The organism is Cupriavidus sp. FW306-01-F10A, from assembly GCF_058782785.1.
Map to the genome: position 1 here is coordinate 134,932 of NZ_JBYSYA010000010.1, position 14,339 is coordinate 149,270.

General features: G+C 69.1%; 12 protein-coding genes and 1 riboswitch. Of the genes, 10 read left to right on the forward strand and 2 right to left on the reverse strand.

Annotated features, from left to right (window positions below; genetic code table 11):
- The first annotated feature begins 70 nt into the window (after positions 1-70).
- Both metK and kdoO read left to right on the forward strand, forming a co-directional pair.
- Positions 71-1,234, forward strand: a complete 1,164-nt coding sequence (metK, locus tag AC3WLF_RS16670) for a methionine adenosyltransferase (RefSeq protein ID WP_029047350.1) — start codon at positions 71-73, stop codon at positions 1,232-1,234.
- Positions 1,235-1,436: 202 nt separating this feature from the next.
- The gene (kdoO, locus tag AC3WLF_RS16675; RefSeq protein WP_492321169.1) at positions 1,437-2,378 is read left to right on the forward strand and encodes a Kdo hydroxylase KdoO; all 942 of its coding nucleotides are present in this window, start codon (positions 1,437-1,439) and stop codon (positions 2,376-2,378) included.
- Here the strand turns inward: kdoO and AC3WLF_RS16680 are convergent, their stop codons facing one another.
- Positions 2,379-3,782, reverse strand: a complete 1,404-nt coding sequence (locus AC3WLF_RS16680; protein WP_492358513.1) for a coniferyl aldehyde dehydrogenase — start codon at positions 3,780-3,782, stop codon at positions 2,379-2,381.
- Positions 3,783-4,097: 315 nt separating this feature from the next.
- Here AC3WLF_RS16680 and AC3WLF_RS16685 point away from each other — a divergent pair, with 315 nt between their 5' ends.
- Positions 4,098-5,777, forward strand: coding sequence for a GMC family oxidoreductase (locus AC3WLF_RS16685; RefSeq protein ID WP_439668492.1), 1,680 nt, complete (start codon positions 4,098-4,100; stop codon positions 5,775-5,777).
- 4 nt (positions 5,778-5,781) lie between these two features.
- Here AC3WLF_RS16685 and AC3WLF_RS16690 read toward each other — a convergent pair whose 3' ends face one another.
- On the reverse strand, positions 5,782-7,443 hold the full coding sequence (locus AC3WLF_RS16690) for an acyl-CoA dehydrogenase family protein (RefSeq protein ID WP_492321171.1): 1,662 nt from the start codon (positions 7,441-7,443) through the stop codon (positions 5,782-5,784).
- Between the two features lie 198 nt (positions 7,444-7,641).
- A riboswitch (TPP riboswitch) is annotated at positions 7,642-7,743 on the forward strand.
- Between the two features lie 100 nt (positions 7,744-7,843).
- Between AC3WLF_RS16690 and thiC the strand changes: the two genes are divergently transcribed.
- The 7 genes from thiC (at position 7,844) to AC3WLF_RS16725 (ending at position 14,329) form a co-directional block, all read left to right on the forward strand.
- Positions 7,844-9,724 (forward strand): phosphomethylpyrimidine synthase ThiC, encoded by a 1,881-nt coding sequence (thiC, locus tag AC3WLF_RS16695; protein WP_492321172.1) that lies wholly within the window; start codon positions 7,844-7,846, stop codon positions 9,722-9,724.
- Positions 9,725-9,859: 135 nt separating this feature from the next.
- Positions 9,860-11,053 (forward strand): FAD-dependent oxidoreductase, encoded by a 1,194-nt coding sequence (locus tag AC3WLF_RS16700; protein WP_011614417.1) that lies wholly within the window; start codon positions 9,860-9,862, stop codon positions 11,051-11,053.
- A gap of 12 nt (positions 11,054-11,065) precedes the next feature.
- Positions 11,066-11,263, forward strand: coding sequence for a sulfur carrier protein ThiS (gene thiS, locus AC3WLF_RS16705; protein ID WP_011614418.1), 198 nt, complete (start codon positions 11,066-11,068; stop codon positions 11,261-11,263).
- 3 nt (positions 11,264-11,266) lie between these two features.
- Positions 11,267-12,103: a thiazole synthase gene (locus tag AC3WLF_RS16710; protein ID WP_010813326.1), complete on the forward strand. Its 837-nt coding sequence runs from the start codon at positions 11,267-11,269 to the stop codon at positions 12,101-12,103.
- Positions 12,100-13,236, forward strand: coding sequence for a thiamine phosphate synthase (locus AC3WLF_RS16715; RefSeq protein WP_492321173.1), 1,137 nt, complete (start codon positions 12,100-12,102; stop codon positions 13,234-13,236). The genes AC3WLF_RS16710 and AC3WLF_RS16715 overlap by 4 nt, the downstream gene beginning before the upstream one ends.
- Before the next feature lie 14 nt (positions 13,237-13,250).
- On the forward strand, positions 13,251-13,760 hold the full coding sequence (locus AC3WLF_RS16720) for a GNAT family N-acetyltransferase (RefSeq protein WP_492321174.1): 510 nt from the start codon (positions 13,251-13,253) through the stop codon (positions 13,758-13,760).
- A gap of 116 nt (positions 13,761-13,876) precedes the next feature.
- Positions 13,877-14,329 (forward strand): PaaI family thioesterase, encoded by a 453-nt coding sequence (locus AC3WLF_RS16725; RefSeq protein WP_456803365.1) that lies wholly within the window; start codon positions 13,877-13,879, stop codon positions 14,327-14,329.
- Positions 14,330-14,339 lie beyond the last annotated feature (10 nt).

The window sequence follows — 14,339 nt, forward strand, 5'->3', positions numbered from 1 at the left end:
ATACCGCTAAAGCGTCGCCGCCATGAACCGATCGGGCTGGCACGCAATAGCCAACCTGGAGAATAAGTTCGTGGCAAACGACTTCCTTTTTACTTCGGAATCCGTCTCCGAAGGCCATCCCGACAAGGTCGCCGACCAGATTTCCGACGCCGTCCTGGACGCCATCCTGGCCCAGGACAAGTACGCGCGTGTGGCAGCTGAGACGCTTTGCAACACCGGTCTGGTGGTGCTGGCCGGGGAAATCACCACGACCGCCAACGTCGACTACATCCAGATCGCGCGCGACACCATCAAGCGCATCGGCTACGACAATACCGAGTACGGGATCGACTACAAGGGCTGCGCGGTGCTGGTCGCCTATGACAAGCAATCGCCCGACATCGCCCAGGGCGTGGATCGTGCTTCCGACGACTACCTCAACCAGGGTGCCGGCGACCAGGGCCTGATGTTCGGCTACGCCTGCGACGAGACCCCGGAACTGATGCCGTTCCCGATCTACTACGCCCACCGCCTGGTCGAGCGCCAGTCGCTGCTGCGCCGCGATGGCCGCCTGCCCTGGCTGCGCCCGGACGCCAAGTCCCAGGTGACGGTGCGCTATGTCGACGGCAAGCCGCACAGCGTGGATACCGTGGTGCTGTCGACCCAGCATTCGCCCGACATCACCCAGGCCCAGATCCGCGAAGCCGTGATCGAGGAAATCATCAAGCCGGTGCTGCCGGCCGAGATGCTGAAGGAAACCAAGTACCTGGTGAACCCGACCGGGCGCTTCGTCATCGGCGGCCCGCAGGGCGACTGCGGCCTGACCGGGCGCAAGATCATCGTCGATACCTACGGCGGCGCCTCGCCCCACGGTGGCGGCGCGTTCTCGGGCAAGGACCCGTCCAAGGTCGACCGCTCGGCCGCCTACGCCGCGCGCTACGTGGCCAAGAACGTGGTGGCCTCGGGCCTGGCGCGCCAGTGCCAGGTGCAGGTCAGCTACGCCATCGGCGTGGCCCGCCCGATCAACGTGACGGTCTACACCGAAGGCACCGGCAAGATCCCCGACGCCAAGATCGCCGAGCTGGTGCAGGAGCACTTCGACCTGCGCCCGAAGGGCATCGTGCAGATGCTGGACCTGCTGCGCCCGATCTACGAGAAGACCGCCGCCTACGGCCACTTCGGCCGCGAAGAGCCGGAATTCTCGTGGGAAGCCACCGACAAGGCGGCTGCCCTGCGCGCCGCGGCCGGCCTGTAAGCGCCACCCGCGCCAGCAGCACTGACGGCAAGCCCCGCCGGCCCGCAAGGGCCAGCGGGGTTTTTTTACGCGGGCTTGATCCTGGTCCAGTCGCCGCGTGACGCCGGCGCCACGGCGGGCGGCAGGGAGTAAAATCCCGCCATCCCCAGCCGCCACGCCGGCGGCCCACCCCAAACACTGGTGACCGTTTCCAGAGGATGCCATGTCCGAAGCGCCTGTCCTTGCCCCCTCGACTTCAACCCGGCCGCCCGCCGCCGGCCAGCTCAACCTGATCCGCCCGCAGCCGTATGCCGACTGGGCGCCGCAGGTCACGGCCGAGGAACGCGCCACGCTGCGCCGCGAGCTGGAGCAGGGCGCCGTGCTGTACTTCCCGAACCTGAATTTCCGTTTCCAGCCGGGCGAAGAGCGCTTCCTGGACAGCCGCTATTCCGACGGCAAGTCCAAGAACATCAACCTGCGCGCCGACGACACCGCGGTGCGCGGCGCCCAGGGCAGCCCGCAGGACCTGGCGGACCTGTACACGCTGATCCGCCGCTACGCCGACAACAGCGAATTGCTGGTGCGCACGCTGTTCCCGGAATACATCCCGCACATGACGCGCGCCGGCACCTCGCTGCGGCCCAGCGAGATCGCCGGGCGCCCGGTCAGCTGGCGCAAGGATGACACCCGCCTGCACGTGGACTCGTTCCCGTCCAACCCGATGCTGGGCAAGCGCCTGTTGCGCGTGTTCCACAACATCGACCCGGCCGCGGCGCGCGTGTGGCGCGTGGGTGAGCCGTTCGGCGATTTTGCGCAGAAGTTCGTGCCCAAGACCCATGGCCTGTGGCCGGGGCAGGCGGCGCTGATGAAGCTGCTGCATATCACCAAGCGCAAGCGCTCGGAATACGACCACCGCATGCTGCAGCTGCATGACCTGGCCAAGGCCGACCTGGATTACCAGGCCAAGGTGCCGCAGCAGGAATTCCACTTCCCGCCGGGTTCCACCTGGATCGTCTTCAGCGACCAGCTGCTGCACGCGGCCATGCGCGGACGGGCGATGATGGAGCAGACCATCTACCTGGCGCCGCAGGCGATTTCCGACCACACCCACTCGCCCGAGGCGGTGCTGTCGCGCATGCTCGGGCGGCCGATGCTGGTGTCCTGATCAACGCAGAAGCAGGCGCAACATGGTTTCGAAGGTCTTGCCGTAGGGCGGCTTGAGCAGTCCTGCGCCGTTCAGACCAGCCTGGTGGAACACCGGTTTCACCTTGGAGAAGGTGTCGAAGCCCGCCTGGCCGTGATAGGCGCCCATGCCGCTGGCGCCGACCCCGCCGAAGGGCAGGCCGTCCTGGGCGATATGGAACAGCGTGTCGTTGACCGTGACGCCGCCGGCAACGGTCTGGTTCATCACATGGCCGATGGCGCCGCGGTCGCGCTCGAACAGGTACAACGCCAGCGGTCGCGGGCGCGCATTGATGTAGTCCACCGCCTCGTCCAGGGTGCGGTACGTCACCACGGGCAGCACCGGCCCGAAGATCTCTTCGCGCATCGCCGTGACGCCTTCGGGAACATCCAGCAGCAGCACCGGTGGCAGGCGCCGCGCCTGCGCGTCCGGCTGGGCATCGGACAGCGGCACCACGGTCGCGCCTTGCGCCGCGGCTTCATCCACCAGCGCCGCCAGGCGCGCGAAGTGGCGCGGGCTGATGATGCTGGTGTAGTCCCGGTTGCGCGCCAGGTCCGGATAGAGCCGGTCCACGCACCGGCGTGCCGCTTCCACCAGTTGCTCGCGCAGGTCTTCCGGCACCAGCACGTAGTCTGGCGCGATGCAGGTCTGGCCCGCGTTCATCAGCTTGCCCACCAGGATGCGCTCCACCGCACGTGGCAGGTCGGCACCGGCGCCGATAATCGCCGGCGATTTGCCGCCGAGTTCCAGCGTCACCGGGGTCAGGTTGGCGGCCGCCGCGCGCATCACATGGTGGCCGACCGCGGTCGAGCCGGTGAACAGCAGGTGGTCGAAGGGCAGCGCGGTAAAGGCGCTCGCCACCTCGGCATCGCCGTTGACCACCACGATCTCGTCCGGCGCAAAGTGCTGCGGCACCAGTTGCGCGAACAAGGCCGCAAAGCGCGGCGTGTATTCCGACAGCTTCACCATGGCGCGGTTGCCCGCCGCCAGCGCGCCGGCCAGCGGCCCCACCGTCAGGTACAGCGGATAGTTCCAGGGCACCACGATGCCCACCACCCCCAGCGGCTGCGGCACCAGCCGCGAGCGGCCCGGGCGGAACCAGAAGCCGGTGGCGGCGCGGCGCACGCGCATCCAGCGCTTGCCGTGGCGCAGCGCGTCGTCGATGCCGCCCAGGCTCGGGAATACCTCCAGCAGCGCGGTTTCCTGCCGCGGCCGGTTGGTGAAGTCCGCGTGGATGGCGGCGGCAATCGCAGCCTCGTTCTCTGTCACCAGCCGGCGCAGGCGCTGCAGGCGGTCGGCGCGCACGGCCCAGGCGGGCAGCTGGTCGCGCCGCGACGCGGCGTGCATGGCGCCAAAGACGGACGACAGGTCGGGGACTTCTCGCATTGCTGCGCTCCTGGGCAAGGGACGTGCGGGGAAAGTGGATGTGGATCGCGGCGGGTGGCGCTGCAGCGGTCCGCGTGTTCCCGCGCACGATAAGGTAGCGTGCCAGCCATGGCAATGGAAGTTTCCTACCAGAAGGGCAATTCAAACGCCCGTCTGCGCAGCGCCGGCGGCCCGCGCCACCGGGCTTCTCCACCGTCCGGGCTAGCGCCTACACTGAATCTCACAGCTTGCCATCCGCTGGACGGACAGGGCGCGCATGCACCGGCGCGGCCCGGCTCACGCACGCGCGCCGCCTGCGGACTCGCGGGGAGACAGATGGAAACCACCTTTGACTACGTCATCGTCGGCGCGGGCTCGGCGGGCTGTGCGCTGGCGGGGCGGCTTGCCGACAGCGGCGACGACACCATTGCCCTGGTCGAGGCCGGGCACCACGATCACCATGTGCTGGTACGCACACCCGCGGCGCTTGCCGCGCTGCTGCCGCGCGCGGGGGCACGCAACTACGGCTATGAAACCGTGCCGCAGCCAGGCCTGAACGGCCGCCGCGGCTACCAGCCGCGCGGGCGCGGGCTGGGCGGCAGTTCCTCGATCAACGCCATGATCTACACGCGCGGCCGCGCCGCCGATTATGACGCGTGGGCCGCCGCCGGCTGCGACGGCTGGTCGTGGGACGACGTGCTGCCGTACTTCCGCCGCGCCGAGTGCAATGAACGCCTGGCCGGCAGCGACGACGACCCGCTGCACGGCGGCAACGGGCCGTTGCACGTGAGCGACCTGCGCACCCCCAACCCCTTTGCCGAACGCTTCATCGAGGCCGCGCAGCAGGCGGGGTTTCCGCGCAATGACGATTTCAACGGCGAAGAACAGGAGGGCGTGGGCTGGTACCAGGTCACGCAGCACGCGGGCGAGCGCTGGAACGCGGCGCGTGCCTACCTGCACGGTGGCAACAAGCGCGACCGGGCCTGCAATGGCGGCCGCGCGCACCTGCGGGTGCTGACCGATACGCAGGCGCTGCGCATTGTCTTCGAAGGCCGCCATGCGGCCGGGGTGCAGGTGGTGCGCGAGGGCCGCCGGCAACTGCTGCGCGCGCGCCGCGACGTGATCGTGTGCGCGGGCACGTTCGGCTCGCCGCAGCTGCTGATGGTGTCGGGCGTCGGCCCCGCCGCGCACTTGCGCGAACATGGCATCGCCGTCGTGCATGACTTGCCCGGCGTGGGCGCCAACCTGCAGGACCACCTGGACATCGTGCTGCACAAGCGCGTGGCCGTGCCTGAATTGTTCGGCGTGTCGTTCGGCGGCCTGGCGCGGCTGGTGCCTGAAATGCTGCGCTACCGCCGCGAGCGCACCGGCATGATGTCAAGCAACTTCGCCGAGGCAGGCGGCTTCCTGCGCAGCCGCCCGGATCTGCCCGAACCCGACCTGCAGCTGCATTTCGTGGTCGGCATGGCCGATGACCACATGCGCCGGCTGAACTTCGGCCACGGCTATTCCTGCCATGTCTGCGTGCTGCGCCCGCGCAGCCGCGGCGAGGTGCGGCTGGCCTCGCACGATATCCGGCGCGCGCCGCTGATCGACCCGCAATACCTGAGCGATGCGCGCGACCTGGACGACATGGTCGCCGGCGTTCGCATCGTGCGCAGCATCTTTGCGCAGCCGCAGCTGGCCGGCTTCGGCGGGCGCGAACTCTATTCCGCCGGCCTGCGTGCCGATGGCAGTGACGACGCTGCCGTGCGCGAGATGATCCGCGAGCATGCCGACACCATCTACCACCCGGTGGGCACCTGCCGCATGGGCATGGATGCGATGGCGGTGGTCGACCCGCAATTGCGCGTGCGCGGCGTCGAGGGCTTGCGCGTGGTCGATGCGTCGGTAATGCCGACCCTGGTCGGCGGCAACATCAATGCACCCGCCATCATGATCGGCGAGCGCGCGCATGACCTGATCCGCTACGCGCCGCGCGTGATGCTGCGGGTGCTGGAATCGATGGAGGCTTGAATCGCTAGCCTTCGAAGCCGCGCGAAAACACCCGCTTGAGCACGTCGGCATCCGCATCCAGGGTGCCGAACACGCGCCCGTGCTGCCGTCCCAGCCGGCTGGCGACGAACAGCTCGGCATTCTCGGTATCGGCATGCGCCAGCATCAGCGCGGCCTGTGCGGTCAGCACCAGCCCCTGCGCAAAGCGTCGGGCGCTGGCTTCCAGCAATTCCGGCGGCTGGCGCAGCAGCGCCTGCAGCGATGCCAGTTCCGCGCGCACCGCCGGATGGCCGCCGGCGCGGCGCGACAGGTCTTGCAGCAAGCGTGCGGCATCGTCGGGATTGCGCTGGATCGCGCGCAGCACGTCCAGGCACATGATGTTGCCCGAGCCTTCCCAGATCGAGTTGACCGGCGCCTCGCGGTACAGGCGCGCCATCGGGCCTTCTTCCACGTAGCCGTTGCCGCCCCAGACTTCCATGGCTTCGCCGGTGGCTTCCAGCGTGCGCTTGCAGACCCAGAACTTGGCCGCGGGGGTGACCACGCGCTTCCACGCCGCCGCGAGCGGATCATCGTCAGCGTGCTCGAAGGCGTGGCCCAGTTCCATCATCAGCAGCGTGGCCGCTTCGGATTCCAGCGCCAGGTCGGCCAGCACATTGCGCATCAGCGGCTGGTCGGCCAGCAGGCGCCCGAAGGCGCTGCGGTGGCGCGCATGGTGCAGCGCCTGCACCAGGGCCGCGCGCAGGATCGCGGCGCTGCCGATCACGCAGTCCAGCCGCGTGCCGGTGGCCATCTCGATGATGGTCGGGATGCCGCGGCCTTCCTCGCCGATCAGGATGCCGGTGGCGTCTCGGAATTCCACCTCGCTGCTGGAATTGGAGCGGTTGCCGAGCTTGTCCTTGAGCCGCTGGATCAGCACCGCGTTCTTGCTGCCGTCGTCGCGAAAGCGCGGCACGAAGAAGCACGACAGCGGGCCGTCTTCGGCGCCCATGCGCGCGACCACCAGGTGCGCATCGCACATCGGCGCGGAAAAGAACCACTTGTGCCCGGTCAGCGCGTATTCCGCGCCGCGGCCTTCGCCGCGCACCGCGCGCGCCACGGTGGTGTTGGCGCGCACGTCCGAGCCGCCCTGCTTCTCGGTCATGCCCATCCCGATCATGATCGCGCTCTTGCTGCGCCACGGCAGGTCGCGCGCATCGTGCTCGGTCGCATACAGCCGCGGCTCAAGCTCGGCAAACAATGCGGTTTCCTTGCGCAGCACCGGGATGCTGGCGAAGGTCATGGTGGGCGGGCACAGCGAGCCGGATTCCACCTGCGCCTGCAGGAAGTAGCCGGCGGTGCGCGCCGCCCATGCGCCCGCGCGCGGCTGCGCGAAGGGCAGGGCCTGCAGTTGCTGGCTGCGCAACAGGGCCAGCAGCGCGTGCCAGCTCGGGTGGAAATCCACGGCGTCGATGCGCTCGCCGGTGCGGCTGTGCGTGTGCAGCTCGGGCGTGTGGCGGTTGGCATCGGCTGCCCATTGCTGGACTTCCGGCTCGCCCAGGCGCGCGCCGAACTGGCCCAGCGCGCCGGCGTGCCAGCCGCCTCCCAGCCGTTCCAGCGCGCCGCGCAGCGCCGGATCGGTGGCGAACAGGTTGTAGTGCGCGAGATCGGGCACCTGGTTGAACACGCGGTGGGTGGCAGCTTCAGTCATGGCGGGATCGGAAGATGGACGCGTCTTACTGCATGGTAGAGCACGTCGCCGGCGTTTGAGTGCGCGGTTGTCCCCTTGCGGCTGATTATTGCGCCGCAGCATGCGCGATTCGATACCTTTTCGAACAGGTGTGGCACCACAAACGGCAGGGAACTGGCACTGGCGCCCACCGGCACCTTGTGCTTAAATTCACCCCGTTGGATGAAACAGGGGTGCCGTACGGATGGGCCGTGCGGCTGAGAGAGTCCCTTCGAACCCGATCCGGCTAGTACCGGCGTGGGAAGTTTCACAAGACCAAGTCTCCAGTCCCTCCGGGACTCGCCGCCTCAGGCCTCAGGCCCCGGGCAGCGCTCACAAGGCTCCTGGTTTCGTCCACCCCGCAAGAGAGAGGACGACACCCATGGCCCGTACTGCCCCCGCTGCATCCTTCGAATCGCTCGAAAGCGACCTCGACCAGAAATTCGCCTACCCGGCTTCCAGCAAGACCTACCTGACCGGCAGCCGCCCCGATATCCGCGTACCGCTGCGCACCATCCTGCAAACGTCGACGCGCACCGACAAGGGCGAGATGCAGAATCCGCCGATCCCGGTGTACGACACCTCGGGCCCGTACAGCGATCCGGACGTGCATATCGACCTGAAGGCCGGCCTGCCCGCCGTGCGCGCCAAGTGGATCGACGAGCGTGGCGACACTGAAGTGCTGCCGGGCCTGTCGTCGGAATACGGCCGCGACCGCGCCAACGACCCCGCCACCGCGCACCTGCGCTTTGCCCAGCTGACCAACCCGCGCCGCGCCAAGGCCGGTGCCAACGTGTCGCAGATGCACTATGCGCGCCGCGGCATCATCACGCCTGAAATGGAGTACGTGGCGCTGCGCGAATCGCTGAACCTGCAGGCGCTGTACGACAAGCCCGACTACAAGGCGCTACTGCGCCAGCACCCCGGCAACGCGCTGGGCGCCGGCCTGCCGCTGCGTCCGGAAGACATCACGCCGGAATTCGTGCGTCAGGAAATTGCCTCGGGCCGCGCCATCATTCCCGCCAACATCAACCACACCGAGCTGGAGCCGATGGCGATCGGGCGCAATTTCCGCGTCAAGATCAACGGCAACCTGGGCAACTCGGCGGTGACCTCGTCGCTGGCCGAGGAAGTGGAAAAGATGGTGTGGTCGATCCGCTGGGGCGCCGACACCATCATGGACCTGTCCACCGGCAAGCATATCCATGAAACCCGCGAATGGATCCTGCGCAACTCGCCGGTGCCGATCGGCACGGTGCCGATCTACCAGGCGCTGGACAAGACCGGCGGCATCGCCGAGGACCTGACCTGGGAGATGTTCCGCGACACGCTGATCGAGCAGGCCGAGCAGGGCGTGGACTACTTCACCATCCACGCGGGCGTGCTGCTGCGCTACGTGCCGCTGACCGCCGACCGCGTCACGGGCATTGTCTCGCGCGGTGGTTCGATCATGGCCAAGTGGTGCCTGGCACACCACAAGGAAAACTTCCTGTACACGCACTTCGACGAGATCTGCGAGATCATGAAGGCCTATGACGTGTCGTTCAGCCTCGGCGACGGCCTGCGTCCGGGTTGCATCGCGGACTCGAACGACGACGCCCAGTTCGGCGAACTGCGCACGCTGGGCGAACTGACCGCCAAGGCGTGGAAGCACGACGTGCAGGTGATGATCGAAGGCCCGGGCCACGTGCCGCTGCAGCGCATCCAGGCCAATATGGACGAAGAGCTCAAGCATTGCTACGAGGCGCCGTTCTATACCCTGGGACCGCTGGTGACGGACATCGCCCCCGGCTACGACCACATCACCAGCGGCATCGGCGCGGCCAATATCGGCTGGATGGGTACGGCAATGCTGTGCTACGTCACGCCCAAGGAGCACCTGGGCCTGCCGGACAAGGAAGACGTGCGCGAAGGCATCATCACCTACAAGATCGCGGCCCATGCTGCCGACCTTGCCAAGGGCTGGCCCGGCGCGCAGCTGCGCGACAACGCGCTGTCCAAGGCACGCTTCGAGTTCCGCTGGGAAGACCAGTTCAACCTGGGCCTCGATCCGGAACGCGCGCGTTCGTACCACGACGCCACGCTGCCGGCCGAGGGCGCCAAGATCGCCCACTTCTGCTCGATGTGCGGGCCGAAGTTCTGCTCGATGAAGATCACGCAGGAAGTGCGCGACTACGCGGCGTCGCTGCCCAAGGAAGCGAAGCAGGGCATGGAAGAGAAGTCGATCGAGTTCCTGAAGAAGGGCAGCAAGATCTACTCGTGATGCAGTGACTGGCAGTACGGGCATGGCTTCGCACCCATGCCCGCTCGTGTTTCGCCGCCGCGCAGCGCCTCGCGCGGCGGCACCGACAACAAGGAGGCCGGCGCGGCCGCACGCCCGTCCGGCACAACACCCCTCATGACAGCAGTGCAGTCGTTTGACGTCGCCATCCTCGGGGCCGGTCTTGCCGGCCGCCTGGCCGCCTGGCAACTGGTACGCAGCGGCGCCCGCGTGGCGCTGGTGGAGCGGGCCGGTCCGGACGGTGCGGGCTCGGCCGCCTATGTGGCCGCGGCCATGCTGGCGCCACTGGCGGAATCGGCCATTGCCGAGCGCCGCATCGTCGACCTGGGCATCGCCAGCGTCGACCTGTGGCGCGCGTGGCTGGCCGAATTGCCTGAGCCGGTCTTCTTCCAGGAGGACGGCACGCTGGTGGTCTGGCATGCGCGTGACCGCGCCGAGATGTCGCTGTTCACCAGCCGCGTGCGCGCGGTGGCGCCGCCCGAACTGGTGTCGCAGCGGCTGCGCGCGCTGGACGGCAAGGGCGTGGGCGAAGTCGAGCCCGCGCTGGCGGGCCGCTTCCCGCAGGGCCTGCTGCTGGCCGGCGAAGGCCAGCTCGACAACCGTGGCGCGCTGCGCGCGCTGTTGTCGTGCGCGGTCAGCGAAGGGGTGCATTGCGTCTGGGAGGCTGGCGAGGTCGATGCCGAATCGCTGCCCAAGCTCGGCATCCGTGCCGACGTGGTGCTGGATTGCCGCGGCCTGGGCGCGCGCTCGGCGTGGCCCGCGCAGCCGGGCGGCGACAAGCCGGGCCTGCGCGGCCTGCGTGGCGAAGTGGTGCGCGTGCATGCGCCCGACGTCAGGCTGCACCGGCCGGTGCGGCTTCTGCATCCGCGCTACCCGATCTATATCGCGCCCAAGCCCAACGACCTGTACGTGATCGGCGCCACCGAGCTGGAAAGCGAGGATGATTCGCCCATGAGCGTGCGTTCCGCGCTGGAGCTGCTGTCGGCGGCGCATTCGCTGCATCCCGCCTTCGGCGAGGCGCGCGTGCTGGAACTGAACGTGCAGCGGCGCCCGACGCGGCCCGACCACCTGCCGGCGATCCGCGTGGACCAGCGCGCGCGCGTGGTGCGCGTCAACGGCTTGTACCGGCATGGCTTTTTGATTGCGCCGGCGGTGACCGAGGCTGCATGCGCGGTGGTTGGCGCGCTGCTCAAGGGCGATCCCGCGGCCCATGCGGTGCCGGCCGCGCTGCGCTGGCCTGGCATGATCGAAGCCGTGACCGAAGCGCCCGCCGCCGCAACCATGGCCGCACCTGGCGGGCTGCTGCACTAACGCATGACTGACATGGAAATCCTGCTCAACGGCCGACCGCTCGCCCTTGCCGATTCCGCCACGCTGGCGGACGCGGTGAGCGCGGCGCAGATCGCGCCCCCCTTTGCCGCGGCGGTCAACGGCCAGTTCGTGCCGCGCGGCGCCCACGCCAACACCATTCTTGCGGCCGGCGACCGCATCGACCTCGTGCAACCCGTGACGGGAGGCTGACCCATGACATTCGAACCTTCCGAAACCTTGCGCGACCCGTTCGTGCTGTATGGCGAGTCGTTCGGCTCGCGCCTGCTGCTGGGCACCGCGCGCTACCCGTCGCCGGCCACGCTGGAGGCGGCCGTGCAGGCCTCCAGGCCCGCCATGATCACAGTCGCGCTGCGCCGCCAGGGCGCGGTAGGCGCCGGCGAGGGCGGCCAGGCCTTCTGGCAGATGCTCAAGGCGCTGGACGTGCCGGTGCTGCCCAATACCGCTGGCTGCTTCACCGCGCAGGAAGTGATCACCACCGCGATGATGGCGCGCGAGGTCTTCGAAACACCGTGGATCAAGCTGGAGCTGATCGGCGACGACTACACGCTGCAGCCCGATACGCTGAACCTGCCGGCCGTGGCCGAGACCCTGATCAAGGAAGGCTTCAAGGTGCTGCCGTACTGCACCGAGGACCTGGTGCTGTGCCGCCGCCTGCTCGACGTGGGCTGCCAGGCGCTGATGCCTTGGGCCGCCCCGATCGGCACCGGCCGCGGCGCGGTCAACCCGCACGCGATGCGCGTGCTGCGCGAGCGCCTGCCCGACACCCCGCTGATCGTCGATGCCGGCCTGGGCCTGCCGTCGCATGCGGCGCAGGTGCTGGAGTGGGGCTACGACGGCGTGCTGCTCAATACCGCGGTGGCGCAGGCCGCCTACCCGGTCAATATGGCGCGCGCCTTTGCGCAGGCCGTTGAGGCCGGCCGCACCGCCTACCTGGCCGGGCCGATGCCCGAGCGCGAGGTGGCGCAGGCCAGCACCCCTGTCGTTGGCATGCCGTTCTGGCACGCCGACAGCACGGAGCAGCGCGCATGACCCGCCGCGCCGTGCATGCCGCCAGCGACGGCCCGCTGCGCCAGGCGGTGCTGGAACACTATGGCGAGACCTTCGGCGTCGATGACAAGCCGTGGCAGGCCTGGCGCCTGGCCGACGCGCCCGCGCAACCCGGCGCCCACGACGTGCTGCTGTTCGACGGCGAAGCCGACGCAGGCACGATCGCGCGCGTCGCCGCCGCGGGCGCCACGCTGATCGAGACCGACCGCGAGGGCGGCCAGTGGATCGACACGGTGCGCTCGCCGATGGGCACTTGGGTCTTCTCCGTCGCCGCCGACACCGACCAGCCGCATTCGCCCGCCTTCGTCGCGGTGCTGCTGGCCAGCCTGTCGCTGCATTTCCCCGCGCACGACGCGCTGTGCCTGGCGCGCGCCTGGGAGCCGGGCTCGGCCGACTGGCCGTCTGACTTTGCCCGCTTCCCGCATGTGCGGCACGCCGCCCTGGTGGCACCCGAGCAGGCCGCGGCGCCGTTCGCGCCGTGCCCCGCGCTGGGCCTGTACGTGGTGGTGCCAAGCGCCGAATGGATCGAGCGCCTGGCGCCGCTGAACGTGCCGACGGTGCAGCTGCGCTTCAAGTCCGACGACCCCGCCGCGGTGCGTGCCGAGATCGCACGCGCGGCGAAGGCCATGCAGGGCTCGTCGTCGCGCCTGTTCGTCAACGACCACTGGCAGGCCGCGATCGACTACCGCGCCGCCAACGGCGGCGATCAGAGCGGCATCTACGGCATCCACCTTGGCCAGGAAGACCTGGACGATGCCGACCTCGATGCGATCCGCGCTTCGGGCCTGCGCCTGGGTGTCTCCACCCATGGCTATGCCGAGATGCTGCGCGTGGCCGCGATCCGCCCCAGCTACCTGGCGCTGGGCGCGATCTTCCCGACCACCACCAAGGTGATGCCGACCCAGCCGCAGGGCATGGGCCGCTTCCGCGCCTACGTGAAGCTGATGCAGCCGGTGATCCCGTCGCTGGTGGGCATCGGCGGCGTCAACGCGGCCAATATGCGCGAGGTGCTGGCCGTCGGCGTCGGCAGTGCCGCCGTGGTGCGCGCGGTGACCGAGGCTGATGACGTGCCGGCCGCGGTGGCCCAACTGATCAGCCTGTTCCCCGCTGTCTGAGCGCGGAGCCAGCCATGGCTGCTGCTGCGCACATCCGCCTGGCAGCGGCGGACGAGGTGCCGCGCCTGGCCGATATCGAACTGGCCGCCGCGGCGCTCTTCCCTGATACGGATCTGCCGGCGCTGCTGCGCCTGGTCAGCACGCCCGAGCCGGTGCTGGCCGCCGCGCAGCGCGAAGCGCGCCTGTGGGTAGCCGAGCGCGATGGGGAACTGGCCGGCTTTGCGCTGGCCAGCCGCAACGGTGAGTGCGCCTATCTCGATGAAATGGATGTGCACCCCGACCACGGGCGCCGCGGCATCGGGCGGGCGCTGGTAGGGGCGGTGCAGGGCTGGGCGCGGGCGGGGGGATCGCACTCGCTCAACCTGACCACGTTTGCCCACCTGCCCTGGAATGCGCCGTTCTATGCATCGCTCGGGTTTCGCCAGTTGCGTGACGACGAGCTGTGTCCGCTGCTGGCCGACGCGCTGGCGGCGCAGCGTGCTGCGGGGCTGCGGCAGCGGGTGGCGATGCGGAAGGTGCTCTGAAGGGCGCGCGCGGCGCCAGGATTTGTGCGACATTCGCCCAGCCGCGGGAACCGAACGGGGCCCCGCCGTTATGATGTTGGGCAGCATTCCCCGCCAACCATCCAGCATCCCCCATCATGTCCAGCCAGACCGCCCCCGAAATCATCCCCGTCGCCCCCGGCACGCCCGAAAAGCCCTACTTCGGCATCGACGTGCCGCTGATGCGCTATTTCGGCCTGCAACCGGTTCAGATCGAGGAGGGCCTGTGCCGCACGCGGCTGCCGGCGCACCCGTCGCTGGTCAACAGCCGTGGCGATGTGCATGGCGGCACGCTGATGGCGACGCTGGACTTCACCCTGAGCGGAGCCGCGCGCTCGCATGCGCCGCTGGAAACCGGCGTGATCACGATCGACATGTCCACGCATTTCCTGGCGGCAGCGCGCGGCGAGCTGACGCTGGAGGCGCGCTGCCTGCGCCGCGGCGCGCGCATTGCATTCTGCGAGGGCGAGGTCAAGGATGCTGCCGGCACAGTGGTGTGCGTGGCGCGGGCCGCATTCAAGCTGGTGCCGCTGTCCGCCGGCGGCAACTGACCCTGGCGTC